Source organism: Halomonas sp. B23F22_10 (assembly GCF_043496975.1).
Classification (GTDB): Bacteria; Pseudomonadota; Gammaproteobacteria; order Pseudomonadales; family Halomonadaceae; genus Halomonas; species Halomonas smyrnensis.
In genome coordinates this window covers 188,513-210,530 of sequence record NZ_JBIEKF010000002.1, presented here as the reverse complement: position 1 = coordinate 210,530, position 22,018 = coordinate 188,513, and the positions used below count along the sequence as shown (strand labels likewise).

The 22,018-nt window shown below is 69.6% G+C and carries 19 protein-coding genes and 1 pseudogene; 12 read left to right on the top strand and 8 right to left on the bottom strand.

Features of this window, described 5'->3' with window-relative positions; genetic code table 11:
• The first annotated feature begins 140 nt into the window (after nt 1-140).
• Nucleotides 141-1,394, top strand: coding sequence for a zinc metallochaperone GTPase ZigA (gene zigA, locus ACGTNF_RS05050; RefSeq protein WP_394600706.1), 1,254 nt, complete (start codon nt 141-143; stop codon nt 1,392-1,394).
• Nucleotides 1,394-2,296 carry a GTP cyclohydrolase FolE2 gene (gene folE2 / locus ACGTNF_RS05045; RefSeq protein WP_394600705.1) on the top strand — a complete coding sequence of 301 codons (903 nt, stop codon included), beginning with the start codon at nt 1,394-1,396 and terminating at the stop codon, nt 2,294-2,296. Before zigA ends, folE2 begins: the two co-directional genes overlap by 1 nt.
• 21 nt (nt 2,297-2,317) lie before the next feature.
• Here folE2 and ACGTNF_RS05040 read toward each other — a convergent pair whose 3' ends face one another.
• Complete coding sequence (locus tag ACGTNF_RS05040; RefSeq protein ID WP_016855380.1) at nt 2,318-3,136, bottom strand: metal ABC transporter permease; 819 nt, start codon at nt 3,134-3,136, stop codon at nt 2,318-2,320.
• Complete coding sequence (locus tag ACGTNF_RS05035) at nt 3,136-3,852, bottom strand: metal ABC transporter ATP-binding protein (RefSeq protein ID WP_152479247.1); 717 nt, start codon at nt 3,850-3,852, stop codon at nt 3,136-3,138. Before ACGTNF_RS05035 ends, ACGTNF_RS05040 begins: the two co-directional genes overlap by 1 nt.
• 122 nt (nt 3,853-3,974) lie before the next feature.
• Between ACGTNF_RS05035 and ACGTNF_RS05030 the strand changes: the two genes are divergently transcribed.
• Together ACGTNF_RS05030 and ACGTNF_RS05025 are read left to right on the top strand one after the other, a co-directional pair.
• The gene (locus tag ACGTNF_RS05030) at nt 3,975-4,979 is read left to right on the top strand and encodes a zinc ABC transporter substrate-binding protein (protein WP_394600703.1); all 1,005 of its coding nucleotides are present in this window, start codon (nt 3,975-3,977) and stop codon (nt 4,977-4,979) included.
• Between the two features lie 283 nt (nt 4,980-5,262).
• Nucleotides 5,263-5,734: pseudogene (locus tag ACGTNF_RS05025) on the top strand (GFA family protein).
• A gap of 131 nt (nt 5,735-5,865) precedes the next feature.
• On the opposite strand, the gene nhaD reads toward ACGTNF_RS05025, so the two are convergent.
• The gene (gene nhaD, locus ACGTNF_RS05020) at nt 5,866-7,350 is read right to left on the bottom strand and encodes a sodium:proton antiporter NhaD (protein ID WP_394600702.1); all 1,485 of its coding nucleotides are present in this window, start codon (nt 7,348-7,350) and stop codon (nt 5,866-5,868) included.
• Between the two features lie 311 nt (nt 7,351-7,661).
• On the opposite strand from nhaD, the gene ACGTNF_RS05015 reads away from it, so the two are divergent.
• The 3 genes from ACGTNF_RS05015 (at nt 7,662) to ACGTNF_RS05005 (ending at nt 10,387) form a co-directional block, all read left to right on the top strand.
• Nucleotides 7,662-8,624, top strand: coding sequence for a YbgA family protein (locus tag ACGTNF_RS05015; protein ID WP_394600701.1), 963 nt, complete (start codon nt 7,662-7,664; stop codon nt 8,622-8,624).
• Nucleotides 8,614-9,813, top strand: coding sequence for a methyltransferase (locus tag ACGTNF_RS05010; protein WP_394600700.1), 1,200 nt, complete (start codon nt 8,614-8,616; stop codon nt 9,811-9,813). Before ACGTNF_RS05015 ends, ACGTNF_RS05010 begins: the two co-directional genes overlap by 11 nt.
• A 97-nt stretch (nt 9,814-9,910) precedes the next feature.
• Nucleotides 9,911-10,387, top strand: a complete 477-nt coding sequence (locus tag ACGTNF_RS05005) for a GNAT family N-acetyltransferase (protein WP_026068471.1) — start codon at nt 9,911-9,913, stop codon at nt 10,385-10,387.
• A 79-nt stretch (nt 10,388-10,466) separates the two neighbouring features.
• On the opposite strand, the gene ACGTNF_RS05000 is transcribed toward ACGTNF_RS05005, so the two are convergent.
• From ACGTNF_RS05000 to ACGTNF_RS04980, 5 genes are all read right to left on the bottom strand, one after another.
• Nucleotides 10,467-10,937, bottom strand: coding sequence for an aminoacyl-tRNA deacylase (locus ACGTNF_RS05000; RefSeq protein ID WP_394600698.1), 471 nt, complete (start codon nt 10,935-10,937; stop codon nt 10,467-10,469).
• Nucleotides 10,938-11,040: 103 nt separating this feature from the next.
• Complete coding sequence (locus tag ACGTNF_RS04995; protein WP_394600697.1) at nt 11,041-11,487, bottom strand: secondary thiamine-phosphate synthase enzyme YjbQ; 447 nt, start codon at nt 11,485-11,487, stop codon at nt 11,041-11,043.
• 73 nt (nt 11,488-11,560) lie between these two features.
• The gene (locus ACGTNF_RS04990; RefSeq protein ID WP_394600696.1) at nt 11,561-12,691 is read right to left on the bottom strand and encodes an extracellular solute-binding protein; all 1,131 of its coding nucleotides are present in this window, start codon (nt 12,689-12,691) and stop codon (nt 11,561-11,563) included.
• Entirely contained in the window at nt 12,681-14,471 is a 1,791-nt protein-coding gene (locus ACGTNF_RS04985) for a chloride channel protein (protein WP_394600695.1), read from the bottom strand. The genes ACGTNF_RS04990 and ACGTNF_RS04985 overlap by 11 nt, the downstream gene beginning before the upstream one ends.
• A 148-nt stretch (nt 14,472-14,619) precedes the next feature.
• Nucleotides 14,620-16,017: an aminotransferase-like domain-containing protein gene (locus ACGTNF_RS04980; RefSeq protein WP_394600693.1), complete on the bottom strand. Its 1,398-nt coding sequence runs from the start codon at nt 16,015-16,017 to the stop codon at nt 14,620-14,622.
• A gap of 101 nt (nt 16,018-16,118) precedes the next feature.
• On the opposite strand from ACGTNF_RS04980, the gene ACGTNF_RS04975 reads away from it, so the two are divergent.
• The 5 genes from ACGTNF_RS04975 to ACGTNF_RS04955 all read left to right on the top strand — a co-directional run bounded on the left by ACGTNF_RS04975 (nt 16,119) and on the right by ACGTNF_RS04955 (nt 21,978).
• Entirely contained in the window at nt 16,119-16,718 is a 600-nt protein-coding gene (locus ACGTNF_RS04975) for a LysE family translocator (RefSeq protein ID WP_394600691.1), read from the top strand.
• A gap of 324 nt (nt 16,719-17,042) precedes the next feature.
• On the top strand, nt 17,043-18,719 hold the full coding sequence (locus ACGTNF_RS04970; RefSeq protein WP_394600689.1) for a mechanosensitive ion channel family protein: 1,677 nt from the start codon (nt 17,043-17,045) through the stop codon (nt 18,717-18,719).
• Between the two features lie 280 nt (nt 18,720-18,999).
• Nucleotides 19,000-19,512 (top strand): GNAT family N-acetyltransferase, encoded by a 513-nt coding sequence (locus ACGTNF_RS04965; protein ID WP_394600688.1) that lies wholly within the window; start codon nt 19,000-19,002, stop codon nt 19,510-19,512.
• 3 nt (nt 19,513-19,515) lie between these two features.
• On the top strand, nt 19,516-20,421 hold the full coding sequence (locus ACGTNF_RS04960; protein ID WP_394600687.1) for a LysR family transcriptional regulator: 906 nt from the start codon (nt 19,516-19,518) through the stop codon (nt 20,419-20,421).
• Between the two features lie 159 nt (nt 20,422-20,580).
• Nucleotides 20,581-21,978 (top strand): amidase, encoded by a 1,398-nt coding sequence (locus tag ACGTNF_RS04955; protein WP_394600686.1) that lies wholly within the window; start codon nt 20,581-20,583, stop codon nt 21,976-21,978.
• The last annotated feature ends 40 nt before the right edge of the window (nt 21,979-22,018 follow it).

Below are 22,018 nucleotides of genomic sequence, written 5' to 3'. Positions count from 1 at the left end.
GCATCTCCGTCGTGAAGCGGCTCAGGGCTCGGGGCTTCTTGCCAGTTTGTTATGTTATAACGTATCTTCCTTGGCCTGAAAAGCCACGCTCCCCCAGGAGCGGGCGACGACCGTGACCATCAGGCAACAAGGAGACATCGATGAGCGAGCCTCATCCCCTGCCCGTGACCGTGCTGTCCGGGTTTCTGGGCGCCGGCAAGACGACGCTGCTCAACCATATCCTGGCCAATCGCGAGGGGCGTCGGGTGGCGGTCATCGTCAACGACATGAGCGAGGTCAACATCGACGCGGCCCTGCTGCGGCAGGACGAGGGCAGCGGCGAGTCGGTCCCCGACATCGCGGTCAACCGCGCCGAGCAGCGCCTGGTCGAGATGAGCAACGGCTGCATCTGCTGCACGCTGCGCGAGGACCTGCTGATCGAGGTGGCCCGCCTGGCCCGCGAGGGACGCTTCGACCAGCTGGTCATCGAGTCCACGGGCATCTCCGAGCCGCTGCCGGTGGCCGAGACCTTCACCTTCGAGGACGAGAACGGCGAGAGCCTGTCGCGACTGGCACGCCTGGATACCCTGGTCACCGTGGTCGACGGCGCCAACTTCCTTGCCCAGTACCGCGAGGCCCAGACGCTGGCCGAGGCCGGTGAGAGCCTGGGCGAGGACGACGAGCGCAACGTTGCCGACCTGCTGGTCGACCAGATCGAGTTCTGCGATGTGCTGCTGATCAGCAAGGCCGATCTGATCGACGAGCGCCAGCGTGCCGAGCTCGAGGCGGTGCTGCGAAGCCTCAATCCCGAGGCGCGGATCCTGGCCATGTCCCAGGGGGCGGTCCCGCTGGAAGAGGTGCTGGATACCGGCCGTTTCAGCTTCGAGCGGGCCCAGCGGGCACCGGGCTGGCTCCGGGAGATGCGGGGCGAGCACGTGCCGGAAACCGAGGAATACGGCATCGCCAGCTTCACCTATCGGGCGCGGCGGCCCTTCCATCCGCAGAAGTTCCATGAGCTGCTGAATGCCGACTGGTTCGGCGAGCGGCTGCTGCGCTCCAAGGGCTTCTTCTGGCTGGCCTCGCGCCCGCGCCTCGCCGGCCAGTGGAGCCAGGCCGGCGGCATCGCCCACTACGGCTTCGCCGGCCTGTTCTGGAAGGCCGTGCCCGAGGTCGACTGGCCGACGGATCCCGGCTACCTCGAGGCGATCGATCAGGTCTGGGAGGAGCCCTTCGGCGACATGCGCCAGGAGCTGGTGTTCATCGGCCAGGGCATGGACGAGGCGCGCATGCGCGAGGCCCTGGACGGCTGCCTGCTCGATGATGAGACCCTGCTGGCCGGTCACGACGTCTGGCGCGCGTTGCCCGATCCCTTCGCCGACTTCGCGCCCGCCGAGCTCGACGCCGAGGAGGCCTGATGACAACGCCACTGATGGATATCGCCGATGGTACCGCCGATCAGCCGGGACGCCTGTCCTGGGTCGGCATGGAAGGCATCGATCTGCCGCTGACGCTGGCGGGCCGACCGGTCCAGGCACGCGCTCATGTCGGCGTCAGCCTGGACGCCGCCGAGGCGCGTGGCATTCACATGTCGCGGCTCTACCTGGCCCTCGAGCATCTGGTCGACCGGGAGATCACCCCCGGGCGGCTCCAGGAGGTGCTGGCCAACTTCCTCGACAGCCATCATGGGCTCTCGCGCGAGGCCTTCCTCGATCTGGAAGGCGAGGCCATGCTGCGCCGGCCGGCGCTGGTCAGCCCGCTGGCGGGGTGGAAGGCCTATCCCTTCGCGCTGCGCGGCCGGCTCGGGCCGGACGGCTTCGCGCTGAGGCTGTCGCTCGAGATCGGCTACTCCTCGACCTGCCCCTGCTCGGCGGGGCTGGCGCGACAGCTGATCCAGGAGCGGTTCGACCGCGACTTCGAGGACGAGGCGGCACTCGACCGCGAGGCGGTGCGCCGCTGGCTCGGCAGCGAGCAGGGCATCGTCGCCACGCCGCACAGTCAGCGCAGCCGCGCGCATCTCGAGCTGAGGCTGGATGACGGGGGCGAGACCCTGCCGCTGGTCGAGGTCGTCGAGCGGGCGGAAGCCAGCCTCGGCACCGCGCTGCAGACGGCGGTCAAGCGCGTCGACGAGCAGGCCTTCGCCCTGGCCAACGGCCAGAACCTGATGTTCTGCGAGGACGCCGCCCGGCGGCTGGACCGGGCCCTGCGCGAGCAGCCCGGTGTGGCCGGCTTTCGCCTGAGGGTGGTGCACGCCGAGAGCCTGCACGCCCACGACGCCGTGGCGCGCAGCCAGTGGAACTGGCCCGAGGCCGACAGCTGAGGCCTTTCCCGCGGGGCGGGCCTAGCGCTCGGAGCGAGCCGGCCGGGAGCGGACGCGACACGCACCGGCCAGGCTCGTGCACAGAAACAGCAGCGTGGCGATGCAGACGATGGTGGGGCCGGTAGGGGTATCGAACCGATAGGCGGCCACGAGGCCGCCGTTGGCCGAGAGGACGCCGATCGCCGCCGCGGCCATCGCCATGCGCTCCGGCGTGCGGCTGAACGGTCGGGCGGTGGCCGCGGGAATGATCAGCAGCGCCGCGATCAGCAGCACGCCCACCACCTTGATGGCGACGGCCACCACCAGCGCCAGCGACAGCGTCAGCACCAGCTGCTCGCGCTTCGGGTTGATCCCGGCGGCATGGGCGAGGTCCGGGTTCAGGGTCGAGGTCAAAAGCGCCGGCCAGCGCCAGCTCAGCAGGCCCAGCACCATCAGCGCACCGCCCCAGATGATGGCGAGATCCTGACGGCTCACGGCGAGGATGTCGCCGACCAGGTAGCCCATCAGGTCGATGCGCACGCCGGAGACGAAGGACACCGCCACCAGCCCGAAGGCCAGTGCCGCGTGAGCGGTGACGCCGAGCAGCGTGTCCATGGCATAGCCCCGTCCGCTCAGCAGCGACACGGCCAGCGCCATCAGCAGCGAGACCGCCAGCACCCCGGCGAACAGGGAGGTGGACAGGACCAGGGAAAGGGCGACGCCGAGGATGGCCGCGTGGGCGGTGGCATCGCCGAAATAGGCCATGCGCCGCCACACCACGAAGCAGCCGAGCGGTGCGGCCGCCAGGGCGACGCCGGTGCCGCCGAGGGCGGCGCGAACGAGGAAGTCATCGAGCATCATCAGGAAAGCGCCTCCTCGGGCGCGTGATCGTGGCGATAGAAGGCGACGGCATCGCGCTCGTCGACGCCGAGCAGGTCGCGATAGGCCGATGAGCCGGCCACCGTGTCGGGCGGTCCCTGACAGCAGATCCGGCCGTTCAGGCACACCACGCGGTCCGATGCACGCATGACCACATGCAGCTCATGGCTGACCATCAGCACCCCGCAGCCCAGCTCCCGTTTCACCCGGGCGAGCTGGCGGTAGAATTCCGCGGTGCCGCGGTGATCGAGCCCCTGATTGGCCTCGTCGAGAATCAGCAGGTCCGGGGAGGTCAGCAGGGCACGGGCCAGCAGCACGCGCTGGAACTGACCGCCCGAGAGGCCGGCCATCTGCCTGTCGGCAAGCCCGGCCGCATCGGCCTGCTCCAGTGCGCGCCGCACGGCGTCGCTGGAGTGGCGCTGGGGCAGGGCCATGAAGCGAGCCACGGTCATGGGCAGGGTGGGATCGATGTGCAGCCGCTGTGGCACATAGCCGATGGACAGCGAGGCATCGTGAGACACCCGTCCCTGGCTGGGGGCCAGGGCGCCGATGATCACGCGCAGCAGGGTGGTCTTCCCTGAGCCGTTCGGCCCGACGATGGTGACCAGCTCGTTCTGTTCCAGGGACAGGTCGATGCCTTCCAAGATGGTATTGCCACGTCGGGTGACGCCGACGTCGCTCAGAGTCAGTAGGGGCATGGGGGCTCCAGCAGGGCGTCGTCGCTCTGGCACAGGCCGAATCGATTCGGGGCTTGCTAAAAATGTTATGATATAACATTTTATTCAGGATCCGAAAGAGCCCCTCACCAGGAGACCCTCCCATGCCCCTGAAGCCCCGTTCATTATTGCTCTCGTTGCTGGCCGTTCCGGGCCTTGCGGCGGCCGATGTCCCGCGTGTCGCGGTGGACATTCCCCCCGTTCAGTCGCTTGCCGCCCAGGTCATGGGCGACCTCGGAACGCCGGCGCTGGTCATCCAGCCCGGCGCGTCCCCGCATGGCTATTCCCTGCGGCCCTCGGAAGCAGCGACGCTCGACCGGGCCGACGTGGTGTTCTGGGTCGGCGATGCGTTGACGCCCTGGCTGGCGAATTCGTTGAACAGCCTGGCCGCCGACGCGACCACGGTCGAGCTGCTGGATGCCCCCGGGCTGGTGCGCCATGACGTCCGTGAGGGAGCGACCTTCGCCGCCCATGACCATGATCATGGCGAGGATCATGGTCACGACCACGACCACGACCACGACCACGACCACGACCACGACCACGACCACGCGGACACGCATGAGGCCGCCCATCAGCACCACCATGACGGTCTGGATCCCCACGCCTGGCTGGATCCGCGCAATGCCCAGGCGTGGCTGACGCTCATGGCCGATACGCTGGCCGAGGCGGATCCCGAGCATGCCGAGACCTATCGCGACAATGCGCAGCAGGCACGGGCGGCGCTGGATGACCTGATCGCGGACGTGGAGCGGCGCCTCGAGGCGGCCGGCGAGCCACGCTTCATCGTTTTCCACGATGCCTATCAGTACTTCGAACGCCGCTTCGGCGTGCCGGCGGCCGGGGCGATCTCGCTGGGAGATGCCTCGGACCCGAGCCCGGCCCGGATTCGCCGCGTGCAGGAGCAGGTCTCGGCGCTCGATGTGCAGTGCATGTTTACCGAACCGCAGTTCAATCCGGACCTGGTGCGCAGCGTGTTCGGGAATCTGCCCGTCGATACCTCGGAGAGCATCGATCCGCTGGGCATCGGCCACGAGCCGGGGCCGGGCCTCTATACCGGCGTCATCGAGGACCTGGCCGATGGTCTGTCGCGGTGTGCGGCGCCCTGACCCGCGTGGCCTGGCGTTCGGGGGGAGCGGTCGGCGCGTCAGCCGCTCGCTGCCAAACGCCCCCGCTCGATGCGGCGACGCGAGGTAGGTGACGCGACGTAGGCGACGCGACGTAGGCGACACCGGCCCGGGTTGGCATTGTGCCACGCGGGCTCCCATCGGCCGGGCATGCCCGGCCGATGGCCGTTTCAGGCGTCATCTTCGATCAGGTGTCGACTAGTCTGGAGGGCAGGGGTGAATGCCAGAGCTGAATGCCAGAGCTGAATGTCCAAGGAGCGACACCATGCAACTCGAGGGTTCCTGTCACTGCGGCGCGATCCGCTTCCGCGTGAAAGCGCCGCATCCCTATCCGTTCAATCGCTGCTACTGCTCGATCTGCCGCAAGACCGCGGGCGGGGGGCGGCTACGCCATCAATCTCGGCGCGCTGGCCGAGACGCTTGAGGTCGAGGGAGCCGAGCACAAGACGGTCTATCACGCCGTGATCGACGGCGAGCAAAGCCCGGGCGAGCGGCACTTCTGCTCACGCTGCGGCAGCGCGCTGTGGGTGTTCGATCCGCGCTGGCCCGAGCTCGTCCATCCCTTCGCCTCGGCGATCGACGGCGACCTGCCACTGCCGCCCGAACGCGTGCACCTGATGCTTGGCAGCAGGGCGAGCTGGGTGGAGATCGAGGCGGGGCCCGATGATCGCTGCTTCGACGGCTATCCGGACGAGAGTCTCGCCGACTGGCATCGGCGACTGGGGCTGGAGCGCTGAATGCCGCGCCACGGTGAGGAGAGCGGCGCGCGGAAACGCCGCTGACGCCTGCGACAACACCACGTGCGGCGGGCCGAGGCCCGCCGCACGTGGTCTATCGTGCCGATGCCGCCCCGAGGGGCGGGCCTCCGTCAGTGGAAGACGCTGAAGCTGTCTGCGTTGAGCCACAGGTGCGTGAGCACGCTGGCCACATAGCCCAGGGCGATGACCGGTGCCCAGCGCATGTGGGCGGCGAAAGTGTAGATGCCGCGGGCCTGGCCCATCAGCGCCACCCCGGCGGCGGAGCCCACCGAGAGCAGGCTGCCGCCCACGCCGGCGGTCAGGGTGATCAGCAGCCAGTTGCCCATCGACATGTCGGGGTCCATGGAGATCACCGCGAACATCACCGGGATGTTGTCGACCACCGCCGAGATCACGCCCAGCACCACGTTGGCCCAGGTCGGGTCCCAGCCGGCGTAGAGGGTCTGGGAGAGCAGGCCCAGATACCCCATGAAGCCCAGGCCGCCGACGCTCATCACCACGCCGTAGAAGAACAGCAGGGTATCCCACTCGGAGCGGGCGATCCGGGTGAAGACGTCGAACGGCACCACGCTGCCCAGCGACTCGAGCTTGCGCCAGTCGCCGCGCTGGCTGTAGCGGGTGCGCTTGCGTTCCAGCGAACGCGGCAGGCTGCGACGCAGGTAGTAGCCGAAGAACTGCAGGAAGCCGAGCCCGGTCATCATGCCCAGCGCCGGCGGCAGGTGCAGCACGGTGTGGCACAGCACCGAGATCACCACGGTCAGCAGGAACAGGCAGACGATGCGCCGCGCGCCACGCTTGAGCCAGATGTGCTCCTCCAGCGGGCTCGGCTTCTTGTTCTGGATGAACAGGCTCATGATGATCGCCGGCACCAGGTAGTTGACCAGCGACGGCCCCAGCAGTTCGAAGAACTCCTGGAACTCGACCAGCTTGGCCTGCCAGACCATCAGCGTGGTGATATCGCCGAAGGGGCTGAAGGCGCCGCCGGCGTTGGAGGCCACCACGATGTTGATGCAGCACAGGCCGATGAAGCGCTTGTCACCCTCGGCCACCTTGAGCACCACCGCGCACATCAGCATGGCGGTGGTCAGGTTGTTGGCCACGGTGGAGATCCAGAAGGCGAGAATGCCGGTGATCCAGTACAGGGCGCGATAGCTGAAGCCCTTCTCGACCATCCAGGCGCGCAGCTTGTCGAACACGCGGCGCTCTTCCATGGCGTTGACATAGGTCATCGCCACCAGCAGGAACAGCAGCAGCTCGGTGTATTCCAGCAGGGTTTCCTTGAAGGCGTGTTCGGCGGCATCCGGCAGGCCTTCCTGGACGTAGACCCAACCGATCAACGTCCAGATAAGGCCAGCCGCGACCAGCACGGGCTTCGACTTGCGCATGTGCAGCTTCTCCTCGGCCATGACCAGCGCATAGGCGAGGATGAACAGCGTGACGGCAATGAAGCCGCTCAGCGTATAGGTCAGATCGAGCTCACCGGCGCCGGCGGCCAGCACCTGGGGGCTGAACAGCAGTAGTGCTGCGAGCACGAAAAAACCTGGCCTCCGGTCATGTTGCCGGGGCCAGTGTTGCGGTCGACATCTTGTCAGCATGGCGAATGCATCCTGAGATTGAAGAGGGGAGGGAAAAAACGCGCGTAATTCTACTACAAGGGCCGTTTGATCACTATGTGCCGACGGCCCGTAGAGCGTGCACATGGCATCGACGTTCGGTGAATGCCGAGCGCGGAATGAGGGTGAGACGGTTCCTTGGCGTAGGCCATATCCTGTCGGGCCAGTCTTAAGGGATTATTAAGAACGTTCGGCCGAGTCGCTCTGCCCGCTCGCGCTCGCGATGCGAGGGGGGCGGCGTTATCCTGTGCGGACTCACGTGTCGCATCCATTCCAGGGCAAGGAGCCTCGCCATGACGTCGCATCCGAAAGAGGGCATTCCGGTCGGTATCAGTGCTTGCCTGACCGGCCAGGAAGTGCGCTACAACGGCGGTCACAAGCGATCCCGCTACTGCCTGCAGGTGCTGGCGGAGCGCTTCGCGTTCGAGCCCTTCTGTCCGGAGCTGGCCGCCGGCCTGGGCGTGCCCCGGGAGCCGATTCGCCTGGTCGGCAAGACCGGCGAGACGCCGCGGGTCAAGGGCAGCGTCGATGAGTCGCTGGACGTCACCGAACGCCTGGAGGAGGTCAGCGCGTCCTTCATCGAGGCGCACCGGCACCTGCGCGGCTTCGTGCTGATGAAGGGCTCGCCCAGCTGCGGCCTCGAACGGGTCAAGGTCTATCATCCCAACGGCATGCCCAGTCATGCCGATTCCGGCGCCTTCGTGCGCGCCATGCGTCGCGACTATCCCGAGCTGCCGCTGGAGGAGGAGGCGCGGCTCAACGACCCGGTGCTGCGCGAGAACTTCATCACCCGCGTCTACGCCCTGGACGACTGGAAGCGCAACGTCGAGCCGGCTCCCAGCCGTCACGCCCTGATCCAGTTTCACAGCCGCCAGAAGTTCCTGCTGATGGCCCACCGGGTCGAGACCTACCGCGAGCTGGGGCGCTATCTGGGCGAGGCCCACGACGTGCCGCTGGAAGACGCCATGACCCACTATCTGCAGCGCTTCATGGCGGCGCTGTCGCGGCCGGCCACCCGCAAGTCCCACGCCAATGCGCTGATGCACGTGATGGGCTATCTCAAGCGTGCGCTGGATGGCGATACCCGCCAGGATCTGCTGGCCGCGGTGGAGGAGTATCGTCTGGAGCAGGTGCCGTTGGCGGTGCCGATGCGGCTGCTCAACCACTATATCCAGCGCTACGGGTCCGACTACATTCGCGCCCAGTCCTATCTCCACCCGCATCCCTACGAGCTTGGCCTGCGCAATGCCATCTGAGCCGGCCCTGGAAGCACGCTTCACGGCGCTGACGCGCCTGCTCGCCGAGGCGCAGGCGCTGTGGCGTCCGCTGCCGTTTCAGCATCGCGAGGTGCCCTGGGGCGAGCGCGCCCCCGGGCTCGCCGAGGCACTGATGGCGCTGTCCGACGACGAGACCGACCGCCTCCAGGCAAGCCCCTTCGACGCCTCGCCGCTGGCGGCCTGGCTGCCGGTCGACGCCTTGGCCGAGGCGGTCGAACTGCCGCGACTGGCCTCGGACGACACGGCGTTGCCGGACGCCTGGGGCGAGGGCATCGGCGCGCGCAAGTGGCGTCAGATCCAGGCCTTCGCCGGCTGCGTGGCATCGGACGACGCGGCGTCGCTGCTGGAGTGGTGTGCTGGCAAGGGCCATCTGTCGCGGACCCTGGCCCGGCGCGACGGCCGGCCGGTCACCGGTCTGGAGTGGCAGGCGTCGCTGTGCGAGGCGGGGCAGGCGCTGGCCGAGCGGCAGGGGCAGCCGGTGCGGCTGCATCGTCAGGACGTGATGGCCGAGGACGCCGGCGACTGGCTGGCCCCCGGACGGCGCGTGGCGGCGCTGCACGCCTGCGGCGACCTGCACGCCCGGCTGCTCGAGCTGGTCGCCGAGCGCGGCGCGGCGGTGACGCTGTCGCCCTGCTGCTATCACCGCACCGAGGACGTCGACTACCGCGCGCTGTCGGCCCGGGGGCGGGCGCTGATGGCCGAACACGGCCTGACCCTGTCGCGGGAGGATCTGGCCATGGCGGTCCAGGAGACGGTCACGGCACCGCAGGGCGTGCGGCGTCATCGTCGGCGCGCCAACGCCTGGCGACAGGGCTTCGACCGCCTGCAGCGCGAGGTCCGCGGCTGCGATGAATACCTCCCCGTACCCAGTTGCGCCTACGGCAGGCTTCCCGACGACTTCGCCGGCTTCTGCCGCTGGGCGGCCGACAGCAAGGGTGTCACACTGCCCGACGTGGTGGACTGGGCGTCCTTCGAGGCCGCCGGCTGGCAACGCCAGACCGAGGTCGAACGCCTGGAGCTGGTGCGGCATCTGTTTCGTCGGCCGCTCGAGGTCTGGCTGGTGCTCGACCGTGCCTGGCGACTGGTCGAAGCCGGGCAGCGGGTGCGCCTCGGGACCTTCTGCGAACGCGAGCTGACGCCGCGCAACCTGCTGCTCGAGACGTGCTGAGTCGTCGAGCCTCGGGCCGTGAACCACGAGAACCCATCGACCCGCCGTGAATAACATCGAGACCGACAAGAAAGCCAAGACCGACGAGGAAGTTCTCATGTCCGATCACTCTTTTCTGATCCGCCCGCTTCAGATGAGCGACAAGCCGGAATGGGCACGCCTGTGGCAGGACTATCTCGCCTTCTACGACACCGAACTTCCCGAGGCCGTCTACGATCACACCTTCGAGCGGCTGCTGGCGCTGGGGGAGAGCGAGCCCAGCGGTTTCGTGGCGGAAGTGATGGATGCCACGGGCAGCGAGACGCCCGTGCTCGCGGGGCTCGTGCATTATCTCTATCACGCGCACTGCTGGAAGCTGGGGCCCGTCTGCTATCTCCAGGACCTGTTCGTCGACCCTTGCCATCGCGGCCGGGGAGCGGGCCGCCAGCTGATCGAGCGCACCTGTCACCAGGCCGGCGAGGACGGCGTCACGGACATCTACTGGATGACCCAGGAATTCAACGAGCCGGCACGCCGTCTCTATGACCGGGTCGGGGCGCTGACGCCCTTCATCAAGTACGTCCGCAGCGCCTGAGCGAGCGCGCTGCCCGAGCCAACGTGAATCGGCCACGCCCCTTGGGGGCGTGGCCGATTGTCGTGTCGCGCGAGCCGACTCAGCGGGGGCGACTGAAGGCGCCGTGTGGGCTGTCAGCCATCAGGCGGTCGAACGCGTTGCCGCTCATGTGCACCAGCGTCTCGTGGTCGCCGGCATCGAAGTAGATGTCGGGCTGGTGACGAAGCTGGTCATCGAGATAGACCTTCAGGCCGTAGGCCTGACCCACGGCGATGGCCGCGCCGGGGTCGCAGTCGTCGAACTCGCGCTGGATCTCCTCCTCGGAGGCGAGTTCGAGGTGCTCGTGGAACAACCGTGAGAGTTTGTCCAGGTCCGCATCCCGGGTGCTGGGCACCACGGCGACGCGATATCCCTGATCGCCGTGCAGCATGACGGCCTTGGCCATCTGGTTGCCGCCGACGTGGGACATCTCGGCGATGCGGCTGGTGGAAACCGCGTGTGGGTGGGTGACCTCCTCGTACTCGATGTCGCAGGCGCGGAGGTACTCCCTGATCGTCATCGGCATGGCCATGACGTGCACTCCTTCGGCCTCGCAGGCCGAGCCATCGATTGCCGCGCCTCCCTGCCTGGCAGGCGTGTCTTCCTGACTTCAAGCATAGTCCGTCGCGTCCGGATCATCCCGCGGAGGGCGGCTGGCGGGGGCGACCATTGAGGGTGGCGATGATGCGCCGGCGGCCACCGTGGTCGCGATGTTCGCCGAGATAGAGCCCCTGCCAGGTGCCCAGCGCCAGTCGACCGTCGCGCACCGCCAGGGTCAGCTGGGTGCCGAGCAGGCTGGCCGCCACGTGAGCGGGCATGTCGTCCGGCCCCTCGATGGTGTGCCTGAAATAGGGCAGATCGCCCGGTACCAGGTCGCGCAGGAAGGCGTCCAGGTCGTGGCGCACGTCCGGGTCGGCGTTCTCGTTGAGGGTCAGCGAGGCCGAGGTGTGCAGCAGCTGAAGATGCAGCAGGCCGACCTCGAGCTCCCCCAGGCCGGGCAGGGCGTGCGTGATCTCGTCGGTGATCAGGTGGAAGCCCCGTTCGCGCGGGGCGAGGCGAATTTCCTGCTGGTCCCAGGACATGATGATCTCCCTTGGCGTGGCGGGCGCTCAGGATAGGCGAGGGTGACGCGCGTCGTCATCCCGAGGCATCGCCTCAGTCGTTGCCGGTTTCGCCAAGCAGCGCCGCGCGGAAGAGTTCGCCGATGCGCTCGCGGGTCCTGGCGTACCAGGCGTCATCCTTGATCACCGCGCCGCCGGCGTTGAGCGGATGGGTGGGCAGATGCAAGCGCATGTCGATGCCGCTGTCGGCATGGGTGGTGACCCCCTGCATGGCGCTGTGGCGTGACGGCCCGTAGGGAATGTGGCGCGTCAGCGCCGCCTGGCGCTCGCTGGCGGTGGCGAAGCGGATGAAGCGCCGTGCCGCCTCGGCGTGTTGAGCGTGGCGGGGAATCGCCCATACCTCATGCTCCTGGACCTGGCCGTCCCAGAGGATGGCGATCGGCGCGTCGCGGTGGGCCATGGCGTCGAAGAAGCGCCCGTTGTAGCCGGACGCCATGGTCACCTCGCCGTCGAGCAGCAGCTCGACCGGCGTGCTGCCGGTTTCCCACCAGCGCAGGTCCTCGAGCCCTGCCAGCCGGGCGAAGGCCAGTGACAGGCCGCGACGGGTGCTGAGCAGCCGGTACAGCGCCTCGCGGGGCACGCCGTAGGACAGCAGGGCCCATTCGAGGTTGACCGAGGGCGTGCGCTGCAGCGCGCGAGGGCCGGGGAAGCGCCGCTGGTCGAACAGGTCGGCGATCTCGGTGGGGCGCCGGCCGGGGAAGGCGTCGGTGCGATAGGCGACCACGGTGGCGAACACCGAGTGGGTCAGGCTGCAGTCGCCGAAGGCGCCGTCGATGAAATCGCGCTCGGCGGGCGTGCCGTCCGGCGCCGGGGCGGCGAGACCGGCCGGCAGCGGCTCGAGCAGCCCCGCCTCGCAGGCCGCCATGGCCTCGCTGCGGGTCATGTCGATGAGGTCCCAGGGCACGTCCCGCTCGGCCACCGCGCGGCGCAGCGCCGCCAGCCCGCCGTCGTAGCGCGCCACCGCGACCGGGATGCCGGTGGCCTCGGTGAAGGGGGCGAACAGCGCGCGCCGCTGGGCGCGCTCGTAGGCGCCGCCCCAGCTCAGCACCGTCAGCGGCCCGGTGCCGCTCGCAGGGCTTGTCTGTCCCGACTGACCCGGCGCCATGCCGCCTGCGGCGAGGCCCGACAGCAGCGCCATCACGGCCCATAGTCGCCTAGCCCGCACCGTGCTCCTCCTTTCTGAGTTCGTCGCCGTAGCGCAGGAAGGCGCGGGCGATGCTCGACTCATAGACCACGCCATGGAAGGTATCGTCCTCGTCGACCACGGCGATGGCCTCGCCGGTCATCTCCTGCAGCTGGCGCATGGCGACCCAGACCGAGGCCTCGGGGCCCAGCACCGGGCGCGGCGTGGCCGGGCAGTCGGCGATCGGGGCGTCCCCCCGGTCCTGCTCGCGCATCACCTCCAGGTCGGCCAGGGTCAGGCTGCCGCGGTAGCGGCCATCGGCGTCGACCCGATAGGCCTCGCCGTGGCCCGCCTGGCTCAGCGCGTGGATGGCCGCCGCGACCGAGGTCTCGGGGCGCAGCGTCACGCCCTCCTGGCTGAGCAGATCGCCCAGCCGAGCGTCCTCCAGCACCGCCCGGCCGCGGCCCGAGGACAGGTCCAGCCCCCGGGCCAACAGCTGGATGTCGAACAGCGAACGGCCGAACAGCTGGGCGGCGATGGGGCTGGCCAGGGTCACGCTGGCCAGCGCCGCCGTGGTCAGCGCGTAGCTGCCGGTGAGTTCGAAGACGATCAGCAGGCTGGTCAGCGGCGCGCCGATCACCGGCGCGGTGACCGCTACCATGCCGCAGATGGCGTAGAAGACGAAGGTGTCCTGGGCGCCCCCGGCCAGGCCCACCAGGGTGCCGCACAGCGCCCCGAACAGGGTGCCGATCACCAGCGCCGGGCTGAACACGCCGCCGCCGAAGCCCATTCCCAGGCACAGCGCCGTGGCGGCCAGCTTGAGCCCCATCACCACCGCGAGCTCCACGCCGCCGAAGGCGCCGGCGATGGTGGCGAAGCGCAGCGTCTCCTGGCCCATGCCGAGGATGTCGGGCACCCACAGTGCGGTCACGCCGAGCAGCGCCCCGGCCAGCGCGGGGCGTAGCGGGGCGGGCAGCGGCAGGCGCCGGGCCAGCCGGCCGACGCCGAGGATGGCCTGCATGTAGCCGCCGGCCACCAGCGCGCCGAGCCCGCCGATGACGAGAAACACGCCGAACTCCCAGGGGCGGGGGATGGCGAGCTGTTCGACGTGGAAGAGTGCGCCGCGGTCGAGCACCTCGGCGGCGATCACGTGGCCGACCAGGGCGGCGGCCGCCACCGGGGCGAAGGCGCGCAGGGCATAGTGGCGCAGCACCACCTCGTGGGCGAAGACGATGCCGGCCAGCGGGGCGTTGAAGGCGGTGGCGATGGCCGCGGCCACGCCACAGGCGATGGTGATGTTGTCCTCGGAGCGGCCCAGTCTCAGCAGGCGGGCCCCCGCGGAGCCGAGGCTCGCGCCCATGTGCACCAGCGGTCCGTACTGGCCCACCGAGGCCCCGGCGCCCAGCGACACCAGCCCCGACAGCGCGGACAGTGCCCCGGCGCGCGGCGGCAGGCGGCCGCGGCGGGTCTGCACGGCGGCGATGGCGTCGGCGGGCGTATGCGGGCGGCCCTCGGGAATGGCGCGATGCAACTGGCCGACGATCAGCCCGCCCAGCGTCGGCACCAGCACCGTGGCCATGGCCAGCCACTCGGGGTGGGCGAACATCATGCGCCCGCGCGGCGACACCAGCAGCAGGTCATTGAGCCATACCACGGCGCCGACGAAGCCCACGGCGGCCAGCGCCGCCAGGCCGCCGGTCAGGCCGCCCAGCGCCACCAGCCCCAGGAAGCGCAGCACGCCCCGGGCGCCGCGGCCCGCGACATTCCCTGTATTCGGAAGGGTCATGTTCAAGGTGTAGGCGCTGGGGCGTGGATGGTCCACTCGCGGACGCGTTCTGTGAGGGGGGTGATGAGGGCGTCGTGATCGGACAGGCGTCGGGTCCGGTTCCATCCATCGAGGTGGTGCCGATCAGCAGGAACAGGTATTGGCGCCGGGGCGTTGCCGGCCGGTGTGGCCGGCACTCGATGGGCTATAGCGTCTGCCAGGGCGAGGCGGGCGGCTCGCCCAAGAGTTCGTCGACGATGGTCAGCGCCCGCTCGAGCGCCTCGCGGGTCTCGGCCGGCCCCAGACACAGGCGGATGGCCTGGGGCGCCGGCTCGCTGCCCATGCAGAACGGTTCGGGCGTGGAGACCTTGACCCCGCGCCGCGCGAGCAGCGCCTGTACCTCGCTGCTGCGTCGGCCCGCCGGCAGCGGCAGCCAGACCAGCGACGAGCCCTCGCGGCTCTGCGGCTCATAGGCGGCCAGGCGCTCAAGGGCCAGCGCGCGGCGAGCGGCCAGCTCCTCGACCTGCCAGCGCAGCAGTTCGTGGCTGTCCGGGTCCTCCATCCAGCGGCAGGCCGCCTCCACCATCAGCGGCGGCACCATCCAGCTCTGGGAGCGCAGCGCCGAGCACAGCCGCTCCTGCAGCCGTTCCGGCACCGTGAGGCTGCCGATGCGCAGGCCGCCGGCCATCACCTTGGAGGTGCTGAACACGTGCAGCGTGCGCTCCGGCGCCAGGCTGACCAGCGGCGTGCCGCGCTGGGCCTCGGGCAGGTACTGCACCGCGTCCTCGATCAGCCAGATGTCGTGCTCACGGGCCAGCGCCACCAGGCGCTCGCGCCTTGCCTCGCCGAGCCGTGCCCCGGTGGGGTTGTTGAGATCCGGCGTGGTGTAGATCAGGCGCGGTGGCTGGCGGGCGCACAGCCGGGCCAGGGCGTCCATGTCCATGCCGTCGGCGTCCATCGGCACCGCCATCGGACGCAGGTGGGCCTGCTGGGCCGCGCACACGAAGCCCGGGTAGGTGAGGGCGTCGGCGGCCACCAGGTCGCCCGGCTGGGCGAGGTGATGCACCAGCAGGTGAATGCCATGCTGGCCGCCCTGGGTGATCAGCAGGCGCTCGGGGTCGTCGGGCAGACCGAGCCGGCCCTGCCAGGCGGCGATGCGCGCCCGCTGGACCTCGCTGCCGGCCTCGGGCTGGTACTCGGTGGCCGCCTGCACGGCCTCGGGCGAGTCGATGAGGCCCGCCAGCGCACGCTTGAGGCCCCTGGCGCGCAGCGGGTGAGGCGGCGGCAGGCTCATGCTGATGTCGATCACGCCGTCGTCCGCCGGCTGGCCGGCGCGGAAGAAGGGCAGGTGGTCCTCCTCGGCCGGCTGGCGCACGTAGGTGCCGCTGCCGACCCTGGACTCCACCCAGCCCTGGCGCTGGGCCTCGGCATAGGCGCGGGTGATGGTGCCGACGGTCACGCCGAGGCGATCGGCCAGCCGGCGCTGGGGCGGCAGCTTCTCGCCCGGGGCGAGCTCGCCGTTGCCGATCGCCGCGGCCATGGCCTCGGCGATGCGACGGTAGCGTGGGCCGCCTTCGGGCAGCGCGGGTGTCCAGATTGTCATGGTGACAATAAAACCTTTGACGCCATATTTGTGCCCATTATTCTCGAAAAGGTCGGCAAGAAGAAGCCGTACCACCAGAAAATGTAGGGGTACAATTCAAGATGGACACGCTCGCCGCCCTCGGCCCCGCCGCCCTGTTCATGATCTCGATGACCATCACGCCGGGGCCCAACAACATGATGCTGACCGCCTCCGGGGCCAACTACGGCTACCGGCGCACCCTGCCGCACCTGCTGGGCATCATGGGCGGCTGCTTCGTGCTGTTCACGGCGGTGGCGCTGGGCCTGGGGCTGGTGTTCGAACGCTTCCCGATGGTGCAGACGACGCTGCGCGTGGTCGGCAGCCTCTACCTGCTGTACCTGGCCTGGGGCATCGCCACCGCACCGCCGCCCAGCTTCGATGAGGATGAAGGCCGCCCGCTGAGCTTCTGGCAGGCCGCGGCCTTCCAGTTCGCCAATCCCAAGGCCTGGGTGATGGGCCTGACGCTGATGGCGAGTTTCCTGCCCGAGGAGGGCAACACCGTGATCAATGCGCTGCTGCTGGCCGGGGTCTCCGAACTGATCGCCTTCCCCTGCATCTCGCTGTGGGCCGGCTTCGGCATGGCCATCGGCCGCTGGCTCAAGGGGCCGCGTGCCTGGCGCGCGTTCAACGGCACGATGGGGGCGCTGACCGCCGGCTGCGTGGTGTTCATTCTCGGCTGAGGGCGGTCGCCCCATCCCGTGCGGCTGGCTCCAGGATGGCCGGGGGCGTCGCTGGCGGGTGTTGCCCGTGCAGCGGCACGAGCCGATGGCCGATCCCGGGCGGGCCATGGAAACGATGATGCCGACGGAGACGTTCGTCATCGCCGACCCGGGGCACGCCGCAGACCGCGCCTGAAACGGCAGGGCCCACCAGGGGGCGAGGGCGATGCGCCGGGGAAGCCGTGGCGGCGGGGCTGGACGACCGGCAGGGCCATGGGGTGTACTGCTGGCGACCGCCGGCCTGGATGGCCGCTTCCCGGATCTCCCTGGACTGGACCGCTCCTCATGCCACGTTGCCTCAGCTGGATACTGCTGGTCGTCGCGCTGTTCGCCGTCGGCCCGAGCCTCGCCCAATCACCGGACGGCGAAGCGCCTCGCTGGTTCGACCTCGAGTCACTCAACGCCGGGCTCGGCGAGCCCCCCGAGGAGGTGCGCCGCCAGACGCCCCGGGAGGCGCTGCGCAGTTTCCTGACCCTGACCCGACGAGGCGACTTCGACTCGGCCGCGCACCTGCTCAATCTCGCCGACCTCTCTCCCGGCGAGCAGGCGGCCCGCGGCGCCGAGCTGGCCCGCCAGCTGGCCTCGGTGCTGCAGCGGGGCGACTGGTTGGAGCCCGCCGACCTGCCGAGCCGCCGCGATGCCATGATCGTGGCGCCCTCGGGCCAGCATCCCATGGCCGGCATGCCGCGCCGCAACCTGCTGCTCACCTCGCTGGAGGCCGCCGGCGCGCCCCATGACATCCGCCTGGCCCGCTACCGGGTCGGCGAGCGGCCCCCGGTATGGCTGATCACGCCGGACAGCCTGGCCTACGTGCCTGCCCTGTACGCCGAGTACGGCCCTTCCTGGCTGGAGGATCACATTCCCTCGCGCCTGCAGGCACCTCTCGGCGAGCTGCGGCTATGGGAATGGATCGCCCTGCCGATCTTCCTGCTGATCATCGGCCTGGTGGGCTGGGGCGTGCATCGCCTGGTGGACTGGCTGGTGCGGCGCATCTTCCGGCGGATCAGTGGTGCCTTCACCGGGCGAGTCCAGACGCCCATCGCGTTCATCGCCATGGCCCTGGTCGCGCGGATGCTGCTCGACTATGTGGTGTCGTTCTCCGGGGCCGTCACCACTTCGTTGCGCGTGCTGCTGATCATCATCGCGGCCTGGGGCGTCGGCTTGGTGGCGGTGCGGCTGTTGGACGCCTTCCTGATGAAGATGACCCAGAGCCTGGTCGGCGAGATCGATGACACCAGGCATCGCGATGAGCGCAAGCTGCTGACCTCCCTGTATGCCCTTCGCCGCAGCATCATCCTGGTCACGGTGGTCGCCGTGATCGCCTACGTGCTGAGCCAGATCAACCTCTTCGGCACCCTGGGCATGACCCTGGTGGCCTCGGCCAGCGTGCTCACCGTGCTGGTGGGTATCGCCGGGCAGGCGGTGTTGGGCAATATCCTGTCCTCCGTCCAGGTCTCGCTGGCCAAGCCCATCCGCATGGGCGACCTGATCGTGTTCGAGGGCCAGTGGTGCTACGTGGAGGGGATCTACTACACCTTCGTGCGGCTGCGCTCCTGGGACGAGCGGCGACTGATCGTGCCGATCCGCTATTTCGTCTCCCAGCCCTTCGACAACCTCTCGACCAAGAACCCCCGGCTCTACCGGAAGATCGCGCTGACCCTGCACCTCAGCGCCGACATCGCCGTGCTGCGCGAGCGCTTCGTCGAGCTCGCGCGGCGGGAGGAGTACGTCGTCGACCCCGACAGGCTGGAGTGCCACGTGACGGCGCAGCGCGAGGCGACCCTGGAGGCCTCCTGCTACCTGATGACCCGCGAGCCGGTCGGCGGCTGGATCGCCGAAAACAACGTGCGCGAGGGGCTGATGGCCTTCATTCGCGACGAGCACCCTGAATGGTGGCCGCGGGAGGTGGTGGTGCTCGGCCGCCAGGATATCGCCCGCGGCGATGGCGGGGCGGCTTCCTGAGTCGGACCGCGGCCGCCAGTGGCTCCAGGTGCCAGTCGCCGTGCCGGAAGCGCCGGCCGACCCCGCGGGCGACCCGCCGTGTCACCACCAGTGCCAGGGCCTGTTCAGGGTGATGGACATCGGCATCTTCCCGGGTGGCCGAGCCCTCGCGCCTGGCCGAGCCGCCCGGGTCGGGGAGGGGCCCTGGCCAGTGGCGGCCGGAGCGGGGATACTGTGGCGTTTTTTGCCGGGCCGTGCGCGGCCTGGCCACATCACGCCACTCGACAGGAAGACTCTCGCCATGGAATCCGGCCTGCCTCTCGTCCGCATCGACGCCCTCTCGCCCCTCGTGCCGACACTGGCGGGCTGGGCCCATGACCAGTGGGGGCATCTGCATCCCGGGCGCAGTCGCGCCGCCACCATCGCCACCTTCCGTGCCGACTGCGGATCGCAAGGCGTGCCCTCGGTGTTCGCCGCCATGGACGGCGAGCGGCCGGTGGGCATGGCCAGCCTGGTCGCCGACGACATGAGCGACCGTCGTGAGCTGACGCCCTGGCTGGCATCGGTCTTCGTGCTGCCGGAGTGGCGTGGCCGCGGCATCGCCTCCGCGCTGGTGCGCCGGGTGGAGCAAGAGGCAGAGGACGGCGGCCACGAGCTGTTCTATCTCTACACGCCGGACCAGCAGTCGCTGTATCGGCAGCTGGGCTGGGAAGACCTGGAGGAGCGCGAGTACCACGGCGAGACCGTGACCATCATGCGGCGGGACCTCTCGCCGCGAGGTCCAGTGCCGTCTGCCGCCGCGCGGCCGGTCTGAGCCATGCACTGGAGAGCCCTTCACTACTTCGACACGGTCGCCCGCTGCCGCTCGCTGCGTGAGGCGTCGGCGCGGCTGCATATCGCGCCTACCGCCATCAGCCGTCAGATCGATCTGCTCGAGCACCGGCTCGGGGCGCCGCTGCTCGAGCGTGGCCCCGGCGGTATCCGCCTGACGTCGGCCGGCGAGCTGCTGGCGGTGCAGGCCAGGCGGACCTTGCGAGACCTGGAGCGGGTCCAGGAGCAGATCGGCGATCTCAAGGGACTGCGCACCGGGCGGGTCAGTCTGCGGGTGGCCGAGGGGGTGGTGGCGGGTCTGCTGGCGCCGACGCTGGCCGATCTGGGGCGGCACTACCCGCGGTTGCGCTTCGACATACAGATCGCCAGCGCCGGCGAGATCGTCGAAGCGCTGCGCAGCGGTGATGCCGATATCGGGCTGGCCTTCTTCCTGCCACATCATGACGATATCCAGCCGTTTGCCAGCAGTCACCTGGAGCACCACGTGGTGATGGCGCCGAGCCATCCGCTCGCCGTCAAGAGGGAGCTGCGCCTGGCCGAGCTTGCCGAGCACCCGCTGGCGTTGCCCGACGAACACTACGGCGTGCGTCAGGCCCTGGACGAGGCGGCTCGCGATCAGGGGCTCACCTTGACGCCCACCTTCCATACCGCCTCCCTGGAGACCCAGAAGGCGCTGGCGCTGGCCGGTGCCGCGCTGCTGATGCTTCCGCCCATGGCGGTCGCCCGAGAGTGCGGCGGCGGTCAGCTGGCGAGCGTGCCGCTGGCGCCGGGCGAGCTGCCGCGCACCCGCCTCGATCTTTGCCTGCATCGACATCGTCAGCGCAGTTTCGCCACCGACGCCTGCCTGGGGCTGCTGGCCTCGGCGCTTCAGGGCCTGGGGGATCAGGACTGATCGGTATCGCAGGCGGAAGAGGGCAGCGGCCGGCGCAGGGGCGGACGGGGTGCACACAAAACGTGGACACCCTGGCGTCATCATTGTGATGGCTGGTGACACGGGAACGCGCCAGGCTGAGGACACCCGCCACACCAACAACAATCACGGAAGGCCCTCATGATCGATCCCCACCAGATGACCGCCACCCAGCTGCTGGCGGCCTATCGTGACAGGCGCCTGTCGCCGCTGGATGCCGCCGAGGCCCTGGTCCGGCACGTCGAGCGCTGGGAGCCGCACCTCAATGCGCTCTACGATTTCTGTCCGCAGGCGTTTCTGGCGTCAGCCAGGGCCTCCAGCGAGCGCTGGGCGCGAGGCGAGCCGCGCGGGGCGCTGGACGGCGTGCCCGTCACGCTCAAGGAGCTGATTGCCACCCGCGGCCAGCCGGTGCCGAGCGGCACCGGCCTCGGCGACCAGTCTGCGGCCGCCGACGATGCGCCGCCGGCGGCACGCCTCGTCGAGGACGGTGCGACGCTGCTGGGCAAGACGACGTGTCCCGACTTCGGCATGCTCTCCTCGGGGCTGTCCTCGTTCCATGGACTGACCCGCAATCCCTGGCGGCTCGAGTGCAATACCGGCGGTTCAAGCTCCGGCGCCGGAGCGGCCGCCGCCGCGGGCTACGGCCCGCTTCACGTGGGCACCGACATCGGCGGCTCGGTGCGCCTGCCCGCCGCCTGGTGTGGCACCGTCGGCTTCAAGCCGACGCTGGGGCGGATTCCCATCGATCCTTACTACGTGGGGCGCTGTGCCGGCCCGATGACGCGCAGCGTCGACGACGCCGCGCTGATGATGACGGCCCTGTCACGTACCGATCGTCGCGATGCGACACGCCTGCCGCCGGAGGACATCGACTGGCGCGACCTCGATCTGGACGTGTCGGGGCTGCGCATCGGCGTGATGATGGAGGCCGGCTGCGGCCTGCCGCTGGACGACGACATCGCCGCCGCCGTGGAGGCCGCCGCCGCCCGGCTCGAGGCCGCCGGGGCCACGCTGGTGCCGCTGGCGCCGGTGATGACGCGCGAGATGCTCGATGGGCTGGATCGCTTCTGGCGGGTGCGCCAGTGGAATGCCCTGTCGGCGCTGTCGAACGAGCAGCGTGAACGGGTGCTGCCGGCGATCCTCGCCTGGGCCGACGACGGCGGGCGGATCGGTGGCGGGGAAGCGGTGCGCGGTTTCGAACAGACCCTGGCCATGCGCCGCGCCACCGAGGCGGTGTTCGACGACCTCGACGCGGTGATCTCGCCGACCACGCCCAACGTCGCCTTCCCCGCGGACTGGCCGTCGCCCTCCAACGATCCGCGTCGCCCCTTCGAGCACATCGTCTACACCGTGCCGTGGAACATGGGGGAGCAGCCGGCGCTGTCGCTCAACGCCGGTTTTTCCCGCGATGGCATGCCATTAGGCGTGCAGCTGATCGGTCCGCGGCTGGCGGATCACTTCGTGCTGAAGCTGGCCAAGGTGCTGGAGACCCGTCTGGCGCTCGCGCCGAGCTGGCCTTCTCCCCCCGCGGCGCAGTAAGGTCCGCGTCCATCTCTCGGGCATTGCCTCACATATTCAT